This is a genomic window from Arthrobacter sp. TmtSoilC51 (genome assembly GCF_055388015.1).
On sequence record NZ_AP035877.1, the window covers coordinates 1514502 to 1534638 of the forward strand.

Genomic DNA, 20137 nt, shown 5'->3' on the forward strand with positions numbered 1-20137 from the left:
GGCAGCAATCGGCAGGATTGTGCTTGCTGCCACGCCCATCGGCAACGTGGGCGATGCATCCTCCCGCTTGATCGAACTCTTGGCCACCTCGGACATCGTGGCCGCGGAGGACACCCGCCGCCTGCATCGGCTCGTCCAGGCCTTGGGCGTGGAGGTGTCCGGGCGCGTCATCAGCTACCACGAACATAACGAGGTAGCCAAGACCGGTGAACTGCTGGAGTATGTGCGGGCCGGCAAAACCATCCTGATGGTCAGCGACGCCGGAATGCCCGCAGTCTCGGACCCTGGCTTCCGCTTGGTGGAAGGCGCTGTTGCCGCTGGCCTGACTGTTACGGCCGTGCCGGGACCTTCCGCCGTGCTGACAGCCCTTGCTCTCTCCGGGTTGCCAACAGACCGCTTCTGCTTTGAAGGGTTCCTGCCACGCAAGTCAGGGGAGAGGAATTCCCGCCTCGCGGAGTTGGCTGACGAGCGCCGCACCATGGTCTTCTTCGAGGCCCCGCACCGGCTTGAAGTGATGCTACGGGCATTGCATGAGCGCTTTGGCGCGGAACGCCGGGTGGCTGTTTGCCGTGAACTGACCAAAACCTACGAGGAAGTCATCCGCGGAACGCTGCGTGAGCTCCTGGAATGGGCAGAAAACAACGAGGTTCGCGGTGAAATCGCCGTTGTTGTGGGTGGGGCGCCCGAGCAAGCTCCCGGCAAGCCGGAAGACCACGTTGCAGCCGTGAACGAGCTCATCTCCCAAGGCATCCGCTTGAAGGAAGCCGTCGCCGCTGTGGCAGATGACGCCCGCGTCAGCAAGCGCGAGCTGTACTCGGCGGTGCTTGCAGCACGCTGATCGTCCCTGTGCAGATGCACAAATTGGGACCCGTATGGCAGTGCGCGAAGGCGTAGACACTGATTCTCGCGTGGCAGTACCGTGGCAGTAATTCAAGCCAATTCTGGCAAGGAACCCTAGTGGTGCAACCCTCCAAAGCACCCAAGACGAAGGAGTCGCCATGACTGTCACGGTTGAACGCGAAAGCGAACTGCTGGCTTCCGTTCCCACCGGCCTGCTGATCAACGGTCAGTGGCGCCCGGCAGGATCCGGAAAGACTTTTGATGTTGAGGACCCGGCCACGGGCAAGGTCCTGCTCAGCATCTCCGACGCCGGTGCTGAAGACGGTGCCGCGGCCTTGGATGCCGCCGCTGCTGCACAGGCTGACTGGGCCCGCACAGCGCCCCGCGAACGCGGCGAGATCCTGCGCCGTGCCTTCGAACTGGTGACCGAGCGTGCCGAAGACTTTGCCCTGCTTATGACCCTGGAAATGGGCAAGCCGCTGGCTGAGGCCCGCGGCGAAGTAACCTACGGCGCCGAGTTCCTGCGCTGGTTCTCCGAGGAAGCTGTGCGCGTTTCCGGCCGTTACTCCGCAGCGCCGGACGGCAAGAACCGCCTGCTCGTGCAGAAGAAGCCGGTTGGACCCTGCCTGCTCATCACCCCGTGGAACTTCCCACTGGCTATGGCCACCCGCAAGGTAGCCCCGGCCGTCGCGGCCGGTTGCACCATGGTGCTCAAGCCCGCCAACCTGACCCCGCTGACCAGCCTGCTGTTCGCCCAGGTCATGCAGGAAGCCGGCCTGCCCGCCGGTGTCCTGAACGTCATCCAGACCTCCACGGCCGGTGCCGTCACCGGCCCGCTGATCAAGGATGACCGCCTCCGCAAGATCTCCTTCACCGGCTCCACTCCCGTTGGCCAGGCACTCATCCGCGAAGCTGCGGACAAGGTCCTTCGCACCTCCATGGAACTCGGTGGCAATGCCCCGTTCGTCGTCTTCGAGGACGCCGATCTGGACAAGGCCGTCGAAGGCGCCATCGCCGCGAAGATGCGCAACATGGGCGAGGCCTGCACCGCAGCAAACCGCTTCATTGTGCACGAGTCCATCGCCGATTCCTTCGCTGAGAAGTTCGCCGCGAAGATCGGCTCCCTCACCACGGCCCGCGGTACTGAGCCGGAGTCCAAGGTTGGTCCGCTGATCGACGGCAAGGCCCGCGATGGCGTGCACGCCCTCGTCACCGAAGCCGTAGCAGGAGGTGCCACAGCAGTCACCGGTGGTGCCGCCGTCGACGGTCCCGGCTACTTCTACCAGCCCACCGTGCTGAAGAACGTCGCCGCCGACTCCCGCATCCTGCAGGAAGAAATCTTCGGACCGGTGGCCCCGATCGTCACGTTCTCCACCGAGGACGACGCGATCCGCCTGGCCAACAACACCGAATACGGCCTGGTTGCCTACGTCTTCACCAAGGACCTCAACCGTGGCCTCCGGGTCAGCGAGAAGCTCGAGACCGGCATGCTCGGCCTCAACGCCGGCGTCATCTCCAACGCTGCGGCACCGTTTGGTGGCGTCAAGCAGTCGGGCCTGGGCCGCGAAGGCGGCTCCGAAGGCATCGAAGAGTACCTCTACACCCAGTACGTAGGTATCGCGGACCCGTACGCCGACTAACCTACCCAGAATCCCGTCCACCGCTCTCGCAACAAGAACGGTAGACACCAGCAAAGGGCCCGGCCCCGGAATGAACCACACGTTCCGGAGCCGGGCCCTTTGCTGTTCCCGCCGGGCTTTGGCGGTGTCAACGGCGTTGCGGAAGCAGGCCCCTCAGTGCGCGCCAGGATCTGGCGATGCCGTGCCCCGTCCGCCGGAAAAGCGTCCCTACAGCGCGGAACGGGGCACCCAGTGCATGGAACCACCGGCGCATGAGCGAGGGCGGCAGCCAGTTGGCGCGGAAGCGAACCAGCCAGCTGGCGTTGTTCCGCAACGATTCACGCACGACGGCGACCCTGGCCGCCGCTGGCGAGGCCGCCTCCATGGGGCGGCCATAACGTTGCCGTTCGAAGTCCGCGGTGAGTGACGTAACGGCGGCATGTGCGGCGTCGTCGAGACCTCCGGCCTCGCCCAGGACCGAACTTGAACGGAGACGGGCAGAAAAATGCCTCGGCGTTTCACTGGGCGTGGACGGTACACCAAAGTCCGTGGCGAGGTCCTGCAACTCCGCCCAAGCGAGGGCGGCGGAGTCGTGCTGACCCGGGGACGCGGCCTGCGGTGATGCGGCGTCCGGTGACAGGGCATCAGGTGATCCGCGGTCCGCTGGTTTCTTGGGGTTGAGCCGGCGGCGTCGCAGGACCACCCTGCTAAGCCTCGGCGAACAAAGGAAAGCCGCGAGCAACAGCACTGCCGCAATCGTGGCAATGACAGTTGGCAGAGGGTCGCTTGCACCAGAGCCAGCGGTTGGCGTGTCGCCTCCTGGCAGCGGAACGGTGCTCGGGGCAGGCGTCACTGAGGTGCCCGGCACGTCTTTCTCGTCAGCATTGGTGCTCAGGCTGCCGGGGACCGAGGACTCCGTGGCATATTCCGGAACAACGCCGCGCGAGGGGGTGGGCTCAAACGGCACCCAGCCCAGTCCTTCAAAGTAGAGCTCGGGCCACGCATGGGCATCGCGGGCGTCTACCTCATACTCGGGGAAGGACCCCTGCCCAACCAAAGCTACGGTTTCGCCTGTCAGGCGGCCCGGTGCATAGCCCACAGCGATGCGGCTGGGGATGCCCTCCACGCGTGCCATGACCGCCATGGCGGAGGAGAAATGGACGCAGTAGCCGCTCTTGACAGCCAGGAAGTCCGCCAGAACGGACAAACCGTTGCCGTCATACCCGTTTTGCACCGGAGCCTGTAGGGAATACGTGAATTCACTGGAGCGAAGGTATTTCTGGATGGCCAGCGCCTTTGCATAGTTGCTGCCTGCCGAAGCCGTGACTTGTTCCGCGGTCTGGCGCACAATGCTTGGAAGGTTCCCCGGGACGCGGAGGAAGTCTTCCGAAACGGATCGGGGCTGACCCGTGGCTTGCGACAAGGCCTGGGCAGTGATCCTGGGCGCCGCTGAGAAGACCACATACCGTTGGGCCAGCGTGCTCGTCTCGGTGCTCATGATGCTGAGGGTTGCAGGATCCCACGTCCAACGGCCATTGAGGCCATTGACAGATACGGGGGCGAACGGCGCCGGTAGGTAAGGGCTGGTGAACAAGCCCGCGTTGATCGACGTCACCGCGTTCACGACTTCACCTTGAATGGAATAACCCGGCTCTATCCGGTCCACCCCTGCGCGCCGTATGGCAGAGCGGTCATCCGGCGCCCACGTTTCGCCGTCAAAGTGGTCAATGGTGACGGACCTCAGGTAAGTGGCTGCGCTGGAGCTGGTGGAGTACGTGATGCGTCCGGACCCCGTGGGACTGCGCAGGCTGTTACCCAGCGTGATCATCGGATTGAGGCCGTTCGAGGTACCCCAGGGACTCAACCGCGAACCTTGCGGAAAGGTACCGGTTTCGAAGCCGGGAATTGCCAGCGGAACAACCAAAGCGAGTCCCAGAGCCAGTGCCCCCGTCACCAGGGAGCGCCTGATTTGGCCCGAACTTCGCGGGGCTCCGGACTGCAGCCTCGCGTCGGGGGCGAACCACTGGCTGCACCCAAGGATGAGCAGATATCCCACCGTGGCCCCAACGAAGCCTGCGACTCCTACACTTTGCGGTTTGATGGTTGCCGGAACCACCATGACGGCAAGGAGACCGATTCCGCTGGCTGCCGGCATCGAGAGCGGGACGGCCAACGCGTCGATCAGGATCACCAGTAGTCCCAGGCATGCGCAGGTGACAAATACGATCCCCGCATTGGGGGCAACCGGAGCGCTCTCGGACACAACAGTCTCAGCGGCCCGCTTGATGAGCCGACCCACCGCCCCAAAGGTGCCGGTGGTGGGGATGAAGCCCAGGAAGCTGTCCTGCCGGCAGAACGTGAAAGTGAGTATCCCGGCCAACGCTGCCAAAGCACCCAAGGTGGCAAGCAACGGTTGGATACGGAGGGTCCGCAGGATTGCCAGTGTCAGGGCAACAGCCACAACCGTCGTGATCAGCGGCATGAACCAGGCCCAGCCCCTGAACACTCCATTCAGGGATAGGGCTGCACCCAGAATGGCAACGGCCACGGAGCCCGCCATGATCCACGGGTAGAGTCCAGGTGCCTGTGGCCGTTGCGGCGGCGGACTGACGGCTCCGCCTGCACCTTGCCCGGATGGGTCGCCCGGGTACGTTGTGGGGGACCCCCGATGGGAAGTGGCGGTCATCGTGGCACCGCGGCTCCGCGCCGAACGTCCATGGCCGCGCTCGCAGCAACCACTATGCCGCCTTCGTCAAAGCTGGACCACGCTGCCGTCAGTGGCGTCTTCGACGTGACGGAGACAGCCTTCCAGCCGCCTTGCCTCAACGTTTCCAGGATCTCGTCATTGTTGCGGGGCTCGTTGTTTCCTGACTCGTTGTTGCGTGATCCGCTGTTTCCGGGCGGGTCCAGGACTACCAGGGCGAAGGCATTGGCGCCGTAGCCGGCCGCTGGGGCAAGCGCCTTGGCCTCGGCCAAAGTCAGATGGCCGAGCAAGGCAAGGAGTGGGCCGCGCAAACGATGTGCGGCGAGCTTGTCCATGAGGCGATCCTCGAAGACGGAATCAACATTTTCCTGACCGGGGATCTCCGAAGCCCCACTATGCCGGTTAGGTGTGGAACCGGTGGGATCAGGGGAGCGCAGGGCGTGCCCTGAAGTGTTTTGTCCGGCCCGTTGGTGTTCAGGGCGTTGGTGTTCAGCCCTGTGGTGGTCAACCCAGTGGTGTCTTGGACCGCTCAGCTCAATGGCGGCCAGCCCTTCGGCGATGGCATGAAGGCCGCCGACGCCATTGAACTCTTCCACGCCCGGGTCCGGCGCCGACCGCGAGCGGATGAATGCCGGGCTGCCGTAGGCATCCAGAAGGCGCAGCGAGTAGTTCCGTTCGGCCAAGTGCGCGCTGATGGACATCGCCGCTGTCACAGCCCACTCGAAATTGGGGCTCGTCACCAGGTCCGAGTCGTCGTCGTGCAGTCCGAAAACAGAGCCGCTGCTGGACGAGAAGGCTGCGAAGCGTTGGTCAAGGATGATGGTGGCCTCCGGTGTGGTCACGGATTCCTCCTGGCGCACCATGAGCTGTCCGTGCCGCGCCGTGGCGGGCCAGTGGACGCGGCGCATGGGATCCCCATGCCGGTATTCACGCGTCATGATGTCGTCGTCGCTGGGGTTCGCCCTGATACGGGTGGCTGTTACGCCGTCGTTGCCACGCGCCCCGGCGAGTCCCGTTACGGGAAGTTCGAGGGCGGCCGGCGTCACGGTGAGGAGGTCGCCGTCGTCGATGGAATGGCGCCGCAGCGACAAGCCGAACGGGTCGCTGAACTCGGCGGTGACGGGGCCGATGCGGAATTGGCCCCGCTTGCCGGACCGCAGATGGTATTCGTAGCGGCTGGTACCGCCTGTTGCTGAGCGCGCCGGGAACCGGAAAGCCGGCGGATCGCCGAACCGCGGAGGCAACTGCTCCTCCATGATCACGTGGCCGGTGGAGAACGTGGAGCGGGCAACTGCCAGCCGAACAGTAGTGGCGGTGGACGTTTCAACCGTGGAGGGATTGAACTCCCGATACACCTGGAACTTGGGTTTCAGCACCCGGACGCCAGCCAGCGCAACCAACGGAAGGATCAACAGGAAAACGGCCAGCGTCAGGAGATCACGCCTGCCCATGATGTGCGCGGAGACCAGCGAAACCACCCCGGCGGCGAGCAATCCCCATCCGCGGCTGGTGAACAAATGCTTGGGGAGCCGATCCACGAGTGCCATTCGGGCTGTCTCCTACGCGCTTTGCTTGTCCCTGCGCCACGCGCCCGGCGGTTCCTGGGCAACCGGGAGGGAAGCGAGAATGCCCCGCAGCACGGTTTGCGGAGTTTCTCCGGAACTCGCGGCCTTGCGGTCCAGGATGATGCGGTGGGCGAGTACCGATTCGGCCACGTCCACGACGTCATCCGGAAGGACAAAGTCGCGTCCATCCAGCGCCGCCGTGGCCTTTGCGGCGCGCAACAACTGCAGCAAGGACCGTGGGCTGGCGCCGAGTCGAAGGCGTGCACTCTCACGCGTGGCACGGCCGATGGCCACCGTGTATTCCTTGATGGCCGTGGATACGTAGACCTGCTGGACGGCTGCGATCATGGCTGCCACATCGGCGGCCGTCACCACGGGGGTTACGTTGATCAGTGGCGAGGAGGCCTGATGCGTCTCCAGCATCTCGATCTCGGCATCCCGGTCCGGGTAGCCCATGGAAATCCTTGCCATGAAGCGGTCGCGCTGGGCCTCGGGCAGCGGGTAGGTGCCCTCCATTTCGATGGGATTCTGGGTCGCGACCACCATGAACGGCAATCCCAGCTGGTACGAATGCCCGTCCACCGTCACCTGGTGTTCTTCCATGCACTCCAGCAGCGCGGATTGGGTCTTGGCCGAGGCGCGGTTGATTTCGTCGCCGATCACGATGTTTGCGAACACGGCGCCGGGCCGGAACTCGAACTGCCGCGAGGACTGGTTGTAGATGGACACGCCCGTCACGTCAGAGGGCAGGAGGTCCGGGGTGAACTGGATCCGCGACACGGTGCAATCCACTGTTCGCGCCAGTGTCTTTGCCAACAGCGTCTTGCCAACGCCGGGCACATCCTCCAGCAGGAGATGGCCTTGGGCCAGGAGAACTGTCAGGGCCAGCTTCGCTGCGTCCGCTTTGCCGTCGATGACCTTGCTGATCGATGCCAGGATGCGCTCGCTGGCATCGTGGAAACGCTCGGCGTCCATGACCTGCTGCGGCTTGTGTCCGTTGAACGCGGCGGCATCCCGGGGCAGGGCAGAGTACGCCTCGCCCTGTAGCCGCGAAGGTTCAACAGTGACTTGTCGCTTGGACTCCATGGATTGCCCTTCAGCCGTGGCCAACGCCGCTGTCGGCCGCCTGTCCGTTCCAGACTACCCAGACTTTGGCCGTCCCTGACATAGTGCTCAGGGGAATTTATGTGCCAACTGGAATTTGTCCGGGAGCATGGGGGACTGCAGTCCGATTAAGGTGGGAACATGTGCAATTCCCTCGCCCCGTCTCCCTATCGCGCGTCCCCCGGCGCATCAGAAGCAGCGGATTCCCGCAAAGAGTACCCGCCGGCGCCGGAACCGCTGCCCGTCCCGGTGATGGACAACCACACACACCTGGATTTCCGGCACGGACTGATCGAGGTGAGCGTAGCGGACGCTATGGACTCCGCGGAGGCTGTTGGTGTCCAAGGGGCGATCCAGGTGGGCTGTGACCTGGAATCCTCCCGCTTCACCGTAGAGGCAGTGGAAGCCGATGCCCGTTTACTGGGCGCCGTTGCCATCCATCCCAACGACGCACCTGTCTACGCTGGCCGTGGGGAACTGGAATCGGCGCTCGCAGAGATCGAGGCACTGGCTGGACACCCTCGGATCCGTGCCATCGGCGAGACGGGCTTGGACTTCTTCCGAACCCGCGGTGAGGGCCTGACCCATCAGCGGTATTCCTTCCGGAGGCACATCGACATCGCCAAGCGGCTTGGCCTCACGCTGCAGATCCACGACCGCGACGCACACGATGACGTTGTGCAGGTATTGAGGGAGGAAGGGGCCCCGGAGCGGGTGGTTTTCCATTGCTTCTCCGGTGATGAGGAGCTGGCCCGCATTTGCAATGACAACGGCTGGTACATGTCTTTTGCCGGGACGATGACGTTCAAGAATGCCGGCAACCTCCGGGCAGCGTTGGGGATCGCAGAGCCCAGCCGCATTCTGGTGGAAACGGATTCGCCATTCCTCACGCCGCACCCGCACCGTGGCCGGCCAAATGCGAGCTATATGGTGCCGTACACCGTCCGGTCCATGGCGGAAGTGACAAAAGATGACCTTTCGGAACTTTGCGCCAGATTGGCTGAAAATACCGTGAATGCCTACGGATCGTGGGCCTGAGCGCTGGCTTTCGCACCCCATATGACGCTGTGACGTTGAATACCCGGTATGTAGAATTCTTGGTCCGTTTATAACGGATCGGTTACTGTGTACAACAAGTAGCCGGGGTCGGGGAAGGCCTTCGGACAACTGGTCCGGATCCGTCCGGACTCTTTAGTTGAATGTATTTGGCGGCGCAGATGCCGGCAGCAGAGGGTGGGACCAGGCTTTTTTGCCTGGCCCCTCAGTTTTGCGGCTGGCATTAATTTTTTGCGCTTTTCCCCGTGCCCGGACGGTCTGAGAGTTATGGGCAATCGTGATCAAGTTCTTCACAACGGATGGCAAGTTCAGCTTTCTCAAAGTCGGTGCCCAGTTGCTGGTTGTTGCAGCACTGGTGGTCGGTGTAGTTGCCTTCGTCGGCAACAACAAGACAATCACCCTGAACGTTGATGGCAAGGTGAGCTCCATCCAGACCTTCGGCGGCACAGTTGACCAAGTGGTCAAAGCAGCCAAGGTCGAGCTGAAGGATGCAGACCGCGTTTCCCCGGACCTTGATGCCCAGGTGGAAAACGGCTCAGTCGTCAATATCAACCTCGCCAAGGCCGTCTCCATCGAATTGGACGGCGCCCGCAAGACAGTCAACACCAACGCCCCGGACGTCGCCGGCCTGGTGAGTGAACTGGGAGTGGCGAGTTCTTCCGAAATCTCCCAGCCGAAGGACGCCTCCCTGGCTGTCACGGGCTCGTTCGTTTCGATCTCCACCCCAAAGACGATCAGCTTGGTGGCTGACGGCAAGGACACCAGCACCACCACCACCGCGCCGGACGTCGCCACCGTCCTGAAGGATGCCGGAGTCACCTTGGGTGTCAGCGACCGCGTCTCCCAGCCCGGCAACGCTCCGGTCATCCAGGACATGGTGATCAAGGTCTCCCGCGTGGACACCAGCAAGACCGCGGAAGCTACCGAGGAAATGCCCTTCGAAAGCGTTAGCACCGATAGTGCCGAGCTCTACAAGGGCGATGAGAAAGTAACCCAAAAGGGCGTTGCAGGTTCGGTTGTGAAGACCTTCAAGCTTGTCCTGGTGGATGGTCGTGAAGCGTCCCGCACCCTTGTATCGAGCAATGTCACTACCCAGCCTGTCACCGAGAAGATCGCCGTCGGAACCAAAGCCCGGCCCGTAACTGCTGCGAAGGCTGCCACCTCCAGTGGTCCCACCGGCGCCCCGAACGAGGCCATGTGGGACAGGATCGCCCAGTGTGAGTCGGGCGGAAACTGGTCCATTAACTCCGGCAACGGTTACTACGGCGGCCTGCAGTTCTCCAGCCCCACGTGGTTGGCCAACGGGGGCGGCGCCTACGCCCCCACCGCCAACCTTGCGACCAAAGCACAGCAGATCGAAATCGCTAACCGCCTCTACGCCAAGAACGGCCTCAGCGACTGGGGCTGCGCACACGCAGCCTGACCCCGCACAGACGATACGATACCTAGGTGACTGAACCGAATTCCGAACCCGCCGCCGTCGTGCCTTTGATGGGCGCCACAGACATCCGACGGTTAGCCGAGGAAATCGGTGTACGCCCAACCAAGACGTTGGGCCAGAACTTTGTCATCGATGGAAATACCATCCGCAGGATTGTCTCGGCAGCCAATATCGACGCCGAGGAAACCGTACTTGAGGTGGGCCCGGGCCTTGGCTCGCTGACGCTCGGGCTGCTGGATGCGGCGAGAACCGTGGTCGCCGTCGAGATTGATCCCGTGCTGGCCAGGAAGCTTCCCGAGACCGTTCGTGCATGGCGTCCCGAAGCTGAAGACAATTTCCACCTGGTCCTCTCGGACGCCATGAAGGTCACGGAGCTGCCAGTACAACCGACAGCACTGGTGGCCAACCTTCCCTACAACGTGGCTGTCCCCGTGGTGCTGCATTTGCTGCAGCACTTCCCGAGCCTGCAGCATGGCCTGGTCATGGTGCAGGACGAGGTCGCAGACCGCCTTGCAGCGACCCCGGGAAGCAAGATCTACGGCGTGCCCTCGGTGAAGGCTGCGTGGTACGGGCACATGCGCAAGGCCGGCGTGATCGGCATGAACGTGTTTTGGCCGGCTCCGAAAATCCATTCAGGGCTCGTTGCCTTTACGCGCCATGACCCTCCCGTCACGCACGCCACCCGCGAGCAAGTGTTTGCCGTGATTGACGCCGCCTTCGCGCAGCGCCGCAAGACACTCCGCGCAGCACTGGCCGGCTGGGCGGGCAGCGCGGCCGAGGCCGAGCGGTGCCTCGTGGCCGCAGGCGTCGATCCCACAGCCCGGGGTGAGGTCCTGGACATCTCTGCTTACGTCCGGATTGCCGAAGCCCGCCACCCAGCGGACGCATGAGTCCGAACACCCGCAAACCCAGCAGCCTGCCATACGTAGGTGATCGTTTCCATGCCAGGACTGTCCGGGTCAAGGCGCCGGGGAAGATCAACGTTTCGCTGAGTGTGGGTCCGTTGCGCCCTGACGGCTATCACTCCGTGGCAAGCGTCTACCTTGCCGTTTCCCTGTATGAGGAGGTGGCGGCCACCAGCACCGAGGCTGAGGGAATTACCGTCAGCATCAGCCCCAACAGCACGCTGGACCTGGACGGCGTCGATATTCCCCTGGACGAACGGAACCTCGCCTACAAGGCAGCAGCCATCATGGCCGAGTTATCCGAGAATCCAACCGGCGTCCATCTGGAAATCACCAAACGCGTGCCCGTCGCCGGAGGCATGGGTGGGGGTTCCGCCGACGCCGCAGCCACGTTGCTTGCGTGCGATGCGCTCTGGAACAGCGGCCTTTCCCGTGAGGAACTCGCCCACCTGGCAGCCGAATTGGGCGCTGACGTGCCGTTCTCGCTGCTGGGCGGGACCGCCGTCGGGCTCGGTGTTGGCGACAAACTGTCGCCCGCGCTGGCGAAGGCCCAAATGGACTGGGTACTGGTATTCGCAGACTACGGACTGTCCACGCCCGACGTTTTCCGTACCCTCGACGGACTCCGCGACTCCGAAGGCGTGGAAGTCCCGGAACCCGTGGACGTGGACCCCACTATCCTCCAAGCGCTCCGGCATGGCGATCCCGAGACCCTCAGCAGGGTGTTGATCAACGACCTCCAGCGTGCATCCATCGCGCTGGCCCCACAGCTCCGCGATACCATCGGCTTGGGTGAAGCCCGGGGCGCACTGGCCGGCATGGTGTCCGGCTCCGGACCCACCATCGCACTACTCGCCAGGGACTCGGTGTCCGCCAGTGTCCTCGCTGAAGAGCTGACCCACCGAGGCCACACTGCACTTGCCGTCCACGGCCCCGTGCCCGGTGCCCGGATCATCTCCGATACCCTCCTTTAGTAGCTCCGCATTCCAGCAGTAGAAAGTAGTACCCATTGGCCCACCTGCTTGGCGGCGAAAACCTCACCGTTTCGTTCGCGACCCGCACTGTCCTCGACGGCGTCACCCTCGGTTTGGAGGATGGTGACCGCATCGGCATGGTCGGCCGCAATGGTGACGGAAAATCAACCCTCATGCGGTTGCTCGCCTTGCGCTCGACGCCCGACTCAGGCCGCGTCACCAAACGTGGGGACGTCAACGTCGGCTACCTCGACCAAGGCGACGTGCTCGACGGCGACCTGACAGTTGGCGCTGCGATTGTCGGCGACCGCGCGGACCACGAATGGGCAGCCAACGCAAAGATCCGCGAAGTCATGGGCGGGCTGGTTGGCGATGTTGATTGGCACGCCAACGTCCATGCGCTCTCCGGCGGCCAGAAGCGCCGTGTTGCACTGGCCAAGCTCCTCATCGAAGACCACGACGTCATCATGCTGGACGAACCCACCAACCACCTCGACGTCGAAGGCGTCGCCTGGCTGGCCAAGCACCTCAAGACGCGTTGGCGCGCCAACCAAGGCGCGTTCCTGGTGGTCACTCACGACCGCTGGTTCCTTGATGAAGTCTGCAACTACACCTGGGAAGTCCACGACGCCATGGTGGACATGTTCGACGGCGGATACGCCGCCTACGTTTTGGCGCGCGCCGAGCGCGACCGCATGGCCGCCGTCGTCGAAGGTAAACGCCAGCAGCTCGTCAAAAAGGAACTTGCCTGGCTGAGGCGGGGCGCCCCCGCCCGTACTGCCAAGCCGAAGTTCCGTATCGAAGCTGCCAACGACCTCATCGCCGACGTGCCGGATCCCCGCGACTCCGTAGCCCTCAGCAAGATGGCAACCGCGCGCCTGGGCAAGGACGTGCTGGACCTCGAGAACGTGACCCTTGATTTTCTCGACGGGGAGGACGGGCAGAAACTATTCGACAACATCACCCTGCGCCTGGCGCCGGGCGAAAGACTTGGCCTCGTGGGCGTCAACGGAGCCGGCAAGTCCACGCTCCTGAAGCTGCTGAACGGTGAAATCCAGCCCACGTCCGGGAAAGTCAAACGCGGCAAGACCGTGGTCACCGCTGTGCTCACCCAGGACGTCAAAGAGCTCGACGACGTCTCGGACCTGCGCGTCATCGAGGTCATTGAGCGTGAAAAGCGGTCTTTCAGCGTTGGAGGCAAGGAATTCACGGCTGGACAGCTGGTGGAGCAGCTCGGGTTCACCAAGGAAAAGCAGTGGACACCCGTCAGCGATCTCTCAGGTGGTGAGCGCCGCCGGCTCCAACTCCTTCGTCTGCTGGTGGGGGAGCCCAATGTGCTCATGCTCGACGAGCCCACCAACGACCTCGATACCGATACCCTTGCCGCCGTCGAAGACGTCCTTGACGGCTGGCCCGGAACCCTCGTAGTGGTCAGCCACGACCGCTATCTTCTGGAGCGCGTTACGGACAACCAGATGGCCCTGCTGGGCGACGGCAAACTCCGCGGCTTGCCGGGTGGCGTGGACCAGTACCTTGAACTGCGCGAAGCGGCACTGGCTTCCGGCGCTGTAGGTGGGGGATCCGGCGCACCGACTTCTGCCAACGGATCTTCTTCTTCGGCTGCTGCTCCGTCCGGCGCCAGCGAGGCCGAAAAGCGTGAAGCCCGCAAGGACCTTAACAGGATCGACCGCCAACTGGACAAACTTGCCCAGCAGGAGGAAAAGCTGCACACCCAAATGGCCGCGAAATCCGAGTCCGGGGACTTCGACGCATTGGGCGAACTCAACGCCAAGCTGCAGGAACTGCTGGACGAGAAAGAGGGCCTGGAGCTTGAATGGCTCGAGGCCGCGGAAATCCTCGGCGAATAGTTGTTGCGTCGCGGCTCGGTGACTGCTCTGTCGCCGGGCTCGGCGGCGAAAGAAGGGCGCGCATCCTCCGCGTTTCAGGTTGCTCTCTCACTTCCAACGGGCTTCTAAGGGTTGCTCTCTCACATCAAACCGGCTTTTAGGCGTTGCTCTCTCATTGACAGGCCACATCCCGGCGCGACTGGGGTATGACGTCGCCAGACCGCTTTTTTGTTGCTGGCCAGCGACGGAATAGCGGGCCATCGACGTGGCCAGGGCTGTTATGCGGTGCGTTGAGCCTGTTCCCAATCAGAGACGTGGCTTGTAGCCTCGGCAAATGACCGAGGTCGAGGCCCCTAAGAGGTTGCAGCCCAGGATGTCCCGCGGGGGCTTTCGCTTTCAGTTTGTCCTGTGGTCGACCTGGACTGCCCTGCAGATGGTGATCGTAGGCACTAGGCTCGTCCTTCGAGGTACGTGGGATGCCGTGGACTACGTGTCCCTCACAGCAATGATCCTCGGCCTAACGTTCCTCAGCTTCCTTTTGCACGTTCGTCGTAAAGACGGCCATTTCCGGAATGGGGAAGAGGCAAAGCGCGCGATGTTTAAGGGTGTCATGTGAGTGAGGGTTGGCTGAGACGGGCCGGGATGTGAGAGAGCGTCGGGCAGAGGGCGTTCGGATGTGAGTGAGGGTTGGCTGAGACGGGCCGGGATGTGAGAGAGCGTCAGGCAGGAGGCGTTCGGATGTGAGAGAGCGTCGGGCAAAGGGCGTTCGGAGGTGAGAGAGCGTCGGGCAGAAGGGGCCGGGATGTGAGAGAGCGTCAGGCGTCGGATCGCAGCTCTGGTTCTTTCTGCAGGCCTGTGAGTCCGTTCCAGGCCAGGTTCACCAGGTGCGCGGCTACTACGCGCTTGTCCGGCTCACGGCTGTCCAGCCACCATTGGCCTGTCATGGCCACCATTCCAACGAGCATCTGCGCGTACATGGCACCGTCTGCGGCACTGAATCCGCGGCGGGCGAATTCATCGGAGAGCAGGTGTTCCACGCGGGCAGTGACATGGGATAGCAGCGTGGAGAAGGCGCCCTCGGGTTGGGAGGGCGGGGCATCGCGCATGAGGATTCGGAACCCGTCAGTGCGGTCTTCGATGTAGCCAAGGAGTGCCAATGCCGCACGTTCGACCAGGACGCGGGGTTTGGCATCGGTGCTCAATGCCTCGGTGATTGAGTCCAGGAGGATCCGGAATTCGGTCTCGACAACCTGCCGGTAGAGGCCTTCCTTGGATCCGAAATGCTCGTAGATAACTGGTTTGGAAACGCCCGCCGAGGCGGCGATTTCCTCGATCGTGGTGCCGTCCAGGCCTTTGGCCGCGAAGAGTGCCCGGCCAATGCCGATGAGCTGGGAGCGGCGCTGGTGTCCCGTCATCCTCAGCCGCACGGGGCGGTCTGCCAGAGGCTCGAAGGCGGCTGCGGGCCGGGGAAGTTCAGTGCGCTTGCTCACGTGTCCATCATGCCCTAAGCCGCCCCGCGGCTGGTCGGAAAGGGCCGTAACAGGGCATCCGGAGACCCGTCGCAGCGGGTCAAGTCGCGAACCATGCAAAGGTCATGGCAAACTAGATTCTTGTGTGTGCATCCCGGTGATCCGGGAAACCGTCAGGCCCTGCCGCCTGGGGGTGCCAGCATGCACGGTCCGCTCTGGTGTAATGGCAGCACCCCGGCCTTTGGAGCCGTGGAGTATAGGTTCGAATCCTATGGGCGGAACGGTCGGAAAATGCGCTCCACTCTGTACCTGGAACAGCTCGAACGGTGCCTGGGTCCATAGTTGGGATGGCAGCATTCCGAAGCCGGGTCACCCGGGATAAAACCGAGCAAGGAGAGCCAGTACGTGAGCCCCGAAACCACCGGTCCCGCAGCAGTCATCGTCTTGGCTGCAGGTGCCGGAACGCGAATGAAGTCGCGGACTCCCAAGATTCTCCATGAAATCGGCGGCCTCTCCATGGTGGGCCACGCCCTCCTCGCCGCCCGCTCCATCAAACCCCTGAAGCTTGCCCTTGTTGTCCGGCACGAACGCGACCGCGTGGCAGAACACGTGTCCGCGCTGGACCCCGAAGCCCTGATTGTCGACCAGGACGAGATCCCGGGCACAGGACGCGCGGTAGAGGTTGCCCTCAAGGCACTTGACGCCGAAGCGGAACTCACCGGAACTGTTGTGGTCACCTACGGGGACGTGCCCTTGCTGACCGGCGAATTGCTGGGCGAGCTCGTGGCCACGCATGAAGCCCAGCGCAACGCAGTGACGGTGCTAACCGCGGTATTGGACGACGCCGCGGGCTACGGCCGCATCCTGCGTGCCGAGGACGGCACCGTTACCGGCATTCGCGAGCACAAGGACGCAAGCGAAGCTGAGCACACCATCCTCGAGGTCAACTCCGGCATCTACGCCTTCGACGCCGCCGTGCTCCGCACCGCGCTGGCCAAGGTCACCACTGACAACGCACAGGGCGAGATGTACCTCACTGACGTCCTGGGCTTGGCGCGCGACGCCGGTGGCCGGGTTGCCGCCGTCGTGACCCAAGACCGCTGGCAGGTTGAGGGCGCCAACGACCGCATCCAGCTTTCCGCGCTCGGCGCCGAGCTTAATCGCCGCATCGTCGAGTCCTGGATGCGCGCGGGCGTCACTGTAGTGGATCCGTCCACCACATGGGTCGACTCCACCGTGAGGCTCGATGAAGACGTACGCTTGCTGCCCAACACGCAACTGCACGGTTCCACCACTGTGGCGAGGGACGCCGTCGTGGGTCCTGACACAACACTGACCGACGTCAACGTGGGCGAAGGCGCCAAGGTGACCCGCACTCATGGCTCGGGTTCCACCATCGGAGCCGGTGCAAGCGTTGGACCGTTCACGTACCTCCGCCCGGGAACGGTGCTGGGGGAAACCGGCAAGATCGGTGCCTTCTACGAAACCAAGAACGTGACCATCGGCCGCGGTTCCAAGTTGTCCCACCTCGGGTACGCGGGTGACGCTGAAATTGGCGAGGACACCAACATCGGCTGTGGCAACATCACGGCCAATTACGACGGCGAGAAGAAGCACCGCACGGTGATCGGCTCGGGTGTGCGGACTGGTTCAAACACCGTTTTTGTAGCTCCCGTGACAGTCGGTGATGGCGCTTACAGCGGCGCCGGTGCCGTCATCCGCAATGATGTCCCCCCAGGAGCCCTGGCCGTTAGCTTGGCCGCCCAGCGAAACTCCGAAGGCTGGGTGCTGGCCAACCGCCCCGGCACCGCCTCAGCGAAGCTGGCCCAAGCCGCGCAGGAATCCCTGCTGACCCCCGCCTCCACATCCTCACAATCTCCAGCAACCACAGAAGAGGGCAAATAGGCATGAGCGAAATTACCGCACACGGCGAGAAGAAATTGATTCTCGCCGCCGGAAGGGCACATCCGGAGTTGGCGCAGGAAATCGCGAAGGAGCTGGAGACCGAGCTCCTGCCCATCGACGCCTATGACTTCGCAAACGGGGAGATCTACGTCCGTTCCGCTGAGAGTGTCCGCGGCACCGATGCCTTCGTCATCCAGGCACACCCGGCACCGCTGAACAACTGGCTCATGGAGCAGTTGATCATGATCGACTCCCTCAAGCGCGCCTCTGCCAAGAGGATCACGGTTGTTTCGCCGTTCTACCCCTACTCCCGCCAGGACAAGAAGGGCCGCGGCCGCGAGCCCATCTCCGCCCGACTGGTAGCGGACCTGTACAAGACCGCCGGCGCGGACCGCATCATGTCCGTGGACCTGCACACTTCCCAGATCCAGGGCTTCTTTGACGGCCCGGTTGACCACCTGATGGCCATCCCGCTGCTTGCGGACTACATCCGCACCAAGGTGGAGGCGGACAACATCACTGTTGTTTCGCCGGACACCGGCCGCGTCCGCGTCGCCGAGCAGTGGGCGGAACGCCTGGGCGGTGCCCCGCTGGCATTTGTTCACAAGAGCCGCGACCTTACCGTTCCCAACCAGGCGGTGTCCAAGACCGTTGTTGGCCAGGTTGAAGGCCGCACCTGCGTGCTCATCGACGACATGATCGATACCGGTGGAACCATCTCCGGCGCCGTCCAGGTCCTGAAGAACGCCGGTGCCAAGGACGTCATCATCGCCTGCACCCACGCCGTTTTCTCGGATCCGGCAGCGCAGCGCCTGGCCGAATCCGGCGCACGCGAAGTGGTTGTCACCAACACCCTGCCCATCCCGGCCGAGAAGCGCTTCCCGCAGCTCACGGTGTTGTCGATCGCACCTTTGATCGCGCGCGCCATTCGTGAAGTGTTCGACGACGGTTCGGTCACCAGCCTCTTCGACGGCAAGGCCTGACGCCGGACTACTGACAAGACGGGCCATCCGCAGCCTCCGGGCGTGCGGGTGGCCCGTTTTCAGTTATGGCGGTATCCACTGGTAAACTCTTGGGGATACCTTGGCGAGGGAGAGCACATCCGGTGCGCGTTTTGAACCGGAATTGCGGGTCTCCGTTATCGACTGGGTCTGCATCTCCTTCGACACAGGCGGGCTTGCTGCTGGGCAGCAACGATCGCCGGGCGTAGAAGGTCCACAGACCTCCGCCCTTGCTGATCGACTTGTCCGGAGTTTCCCGGACGCCACAGTAATCAAGGAGTACACATGTCTGAGCAGAAGCTCACCGCAGAACTGCGCACCGAATTCGGCAAGGGTTTTGCCCGCCGTGCACGCATGGCCGGCCAGATCCCGGCTGTCATCTACGGCCACGGCGCAGAGCCGATCCACATCAACCTGCCCGGCCGCGCCACCACGCTGGCTGTCCGCGTTTCCAACGCCCTGCTGGCAATCGACGTCGACGGCGAGCAGCACCTGACGCTCGTCAAGGACATCCAGCGCGACCCGGTTAAGCAGATCATCGAGCACGTTGACCTCCAGACCGTCCAGGCTGGCGAGAAGGTTACCGTCGACATCGCCATCCACGTTTCCGGTGAAGTTGTTCCGGGTGCTGTAGCCAGCCTCGAAGCCACCACGGTTTCCCTTGAGGCCGAGGCAACCCACGTGCCCACCGCCGTCGAGGTTGACATCGAAGGCCGCAAGGCTGGCGAGAACATCCACGCATCGGACCTGGTCCTGCCGAAGGGTTCCACCCTGCTCACCGAAGGTGACACCCTGGTGGTCCGCATCTCCGAGACCGCTGCTGAAGCCGAAGAAGAAACCAGCGCAGCAGCTGCTGAGTAGTCTTTTGACTATGTGAGGCAAACGCCTTTTGAGTGGCCGGGTACCCCTTGGGTCCCGGCCACTTTCTTCTTCTGTCCCACGCATCCGCGATGTCGACCCCCGGGCCACAGAGATTCCCTGACCCTGTTCGCCTGACCTGATTCCCTGACCCGATTCCCTAGGATGAGACCATGACTGACACTTGGCTGATAGTTGGCCTCGGCAACCCCGGCAGTGAGTACAGCAACAACCGGCACAACGTGGGCCAGATGGTGCTGGACGAGTTGGCCTCGCGCATGGGCGGCAAGTTCAAGACCCATAAAGCGAGGGCGCAGGTGGTGGAGGGCCGGCTGGGAATTGGCGGCCCACGCGTAGTGCTGGCCAAGCCGATGACTTACATGAACGTCTCCGGTGGTCCAGTGGCGGGCTTGAGTAAATTCTTCGACATTGCGCCGGATCACGTGATTGCCGTCCACGATGAGATTGATATCCCGTTCAACACGGTCAAACTCAAGATAGGTGGCGGCGAGGGGGGCCATAACGGCCTCCGCGATATCTCCAAGGCGCTGGCAACAAAGGACTATCTGCGCGTCCGCGTAGGGGTGGGCCGGCCTCCTGGCCGTATGGATACCGCGGACTTTGTCCTCCGGGATTTTGCGACGGCGGAGAAGAAGGAACTGCCGTTTCTGCTGGACGAGGCGGCCGACGCCGTCGAACTGCTCATGAATGAGGGGCTGTTGGCGGCCCAGCAAAAGCATCATGCCGCAAGAGCTTGAGCAAATCTTGAGGAAAGCCTGAGGAAAGCCTGAGGATTCGAGGCGCCCTTAGCCCTACAAACTGTCGGCGCCCGGCGGTAGTGTGCATGGT

The 20137-nt window shown here is 63.2% G+C and carries 16 protein-coding genes and 1 tRNA gene; 13 read left to right on the forward strand and 4 right to left on the reverse strand.

The features are described from left to right. Positions 1–7: 7 nt before the first annotated feature. Both rsmI and ACZ5G6_RS07025 read left to right on the forward strand, forming a co-directional pair. On the forward strand, positions 8–838 hold the full coding sequence (gene rsmI, locus ACZ5G6_RS07020) for a 16S rRNA (cytidine(1402)-2'-O)-methyltransferase (protein WP_498691788.1): 831 nt from the start codon (positions 8–10) through the stop codon (positions 836–838). Positions 839–998: 160 nt separating this feature from the next. Beyond that, positions 999–2480 carry an NAD-dependent succinate-semialdehyde dehydrogenase gene (locus tag ACZ5G6_RS07025; RefSeq protein WP_223936356.1) on the forward strand — a complete coding sequence of 494 codons (1482 nt, stop codon included), beginning with the start codon at positions 999–1001 and terminating at the stop codon, positions 2478–2480. A gap of 127 nt (positions 2481–2607) precedes the next feature. Here the strand turns inward: ACZ5G6_RS07025 and ACZ5G6_RS07030 are convergent, their stop codons facing one another. From ACZ5G6_RS07030 to ACZ5G6_RS07040, 3 genes are read right to left on the reverse strand one after another with little or no spacing between them, the layout of a single operon-like run. Further along, positions 2608–5145: a transglutaminase TgpA family protein gene (locus ACZ5G6_RS07030; RefSeq protein ID WP_498690386.1), complete on the reverse strand. Its 2538-nt coding sequence runs from the start codon at positions 5143–5145 to the stop codon at positions 2608–2610. Beyond that, positions 5142–6710, reverse strand: coding sequence for a DUF58 domain-containing protein (locus ACZ5G6_RS07035; protein ID WP_498690388.1), 1569 nt, complete (start codon positions 6708–6710; stop codon positions 5142–5144). Before ACZ5G6_RS07035 ends, ACZ5G6_RS07030 begins: the two co-directional genes overlap by 4 nt. A 12-nt stretch (positions 6711–6722) precedes the next feature. After that, complete coding sequence (locus tag ACZ5G6_RS07040; protein ID WP_498690391.1) at positions 6723–7814, reverse strand: AAA family ATPase; 1092 nt, start codon at positions 7812–7814, stop codon at positions 6723–6725. A gap of 159 nt (positions 7815–7973) precedes the next feature. Between ACZ5G6_RS07040 and ACZ5G6_RS07045 the strand changes: the two genes are divergently transcribed. The 6 genes from ACZ5G6_RS07045 (at position 7974) to ACZ5G6_RS07070 (ending at position 14671) form a co-directional block, all read left to right on the forward strand. Continuing rightward, positions 7974–8870: a TatD family hydrolase gene (locus ACZ5G6_RS07045; RefSeq protein WP_223936360.1), complete on the forward strand. Its 897-nt coding sequence runs from the start codon at positions 7974–7976 to the stop codon at positions 8868–8870. A 295-nt stretch (positions 8871–9165) separates the two neighbouring features. Next, positions 9166–10311 carry a resuscitation-promoting factor gene (locus ACZ5G6_RS07050; RefSeq protein WP_223936361.1) on the forward strand — a complete coding sequence of 382 codons (1146 nt, stop codon included), beginning with the start codon at positions 9166–9168 and terminating at the stop codon, positions 10309–10311. A gap of 26 nt (positions 10312–10337) precedes the next feature. Beyond that, complete coding sequence (gene rsmA / locus ACZ5G6_RS07055; RefSeq protein WP_498690397.1) at positions 10338–11219, forward strand: 16S rRNA (adenine(1518)-N(6)/adenine(1519)-N(6))-dimethyltransferase RsmA; 882 nt, start codon at positions 10338–10340, stop codon at positions 11217–11219. After that, positions 11216–12208, forward strand: a complete 993-nt coding sequence (locus ACZ5G6_RS07060; RefSeq protein ID WP_223936363.1) for a 4-(cytidine 5'-diphospho)-2-C-methyl-D-erythritol kinase — start codon at positions 11216–11218, stop codon at positions 12206–12208. The genes rsmA and ACZ5G6_RS07060 overlap by 4 nt, the downstream gene beginning before the upstream one ends. A gap of 35 nt (positions 12209–12243) precedes the next feature. Beyond that, entirely contained in the window at positions 12244–14076 is a 1833-nt protein-coding gene (locus tag ACZ5G6_RS07065) for an ABC-F family ATP-binding cassette domain-containing protein (protein ID WP_498690399.1), read from the forward strand. A 313-nt stretch (positions 14077–14389) separates the two neighbouring features. Beyond that, complete coding sequence (locus tag ACZ5G6_RS07070; protein WP_498690402.1) at positions 14390–14671, forward strand: hypothetical protein; 282 nt, start codon at positions 14390–14392, stop codon at positions 14669–14671. Positions 14672–14870: 199 nt separating this feature from the next. On the opposite strand, the gene ACZ5G6_RS07075 is transcribed toward ACZ5G6_RS07070, so the two are convergent. Then, complete coding sequence (locus tag ACZ5G6_RS07075) at positions 14871–15470, reverse strand: TetR/AcrR family transcriptional regulator (protein ID WP_223937511.1); 600 nt, start codon at positions 15468–15470, stop codon at positions 14871–14873. A gap of 263 nt (positions 15471–15733) precedes the next feature. Here ACZ5G6_RS07075 and ACZ5G6_RS07080 point away from each other — a divergent pair. The 5 genes from ACZ5G6_RS07080 (at position 15734) to pth (ending at position 20046) form a co-directional block, all read left to right on the forward strand. Beyond that, positions 15734–15805, forward strand: a tRNA-Gln gene (locus ACZ5G6_RS07080). Positions 15806–15929: 124 nt separating this feature from the next. Continuing rightward, positions 15930–17429: a bifunctional UDP-N-acetylglucosamine diphosphorylase/glucosamine-1-phosphate N-acetyltransferase GlmU gene (glmU, locus tag ACZ5G6_RS07085; protein WP_223936365.1), complete on the forward strand. Its 1500-nt coding sequence runs from the start codon at positions 15930–15932 to the stop codon at positions 17427–17429. A 2-nt stretch (positions 17430–17431) separates the two neighbouring features. Next, positions 17432–18412: a ribose-phosphate diphosphokinase gene (locus ACZ5G6_RS07090; RefSeq protein ID WP_223936366.1), complete on the forward strand. Its 981-nt coding sequence runs from the start codon at positions 17432–17434 to the stop codon at positions 18410–18412. A gap of 303 nt (positions 18413–18715) precedes the next feature. Continuing rightward, a complete protein-coding gene (locus tag ACZ5G6_RS07095; RefSeq protein WP_498690404.1) occupies positions 18716–19291 on the forward strand; it encodes a 50S ribosomal protein L25/general stress protein Ctc in 576 nt (191 codons plus the stop codon). Between the two features lie 170 nt (positions 19292–19461). Then, the gene (pth, locus tag ACZ5G6_RS07100; protein WP_498690405.1) at positions 19462–20046 is read left to right on the forward strand and encodes an aminoacyl-tRNA hydrolase; all 585 of its coding nucleotides are present in this window, start codon (positions 19462–19464) and stop codon (positions 20044–20046) included. Positions 20047–20137 lie beyond the last annotated feature (91 nt).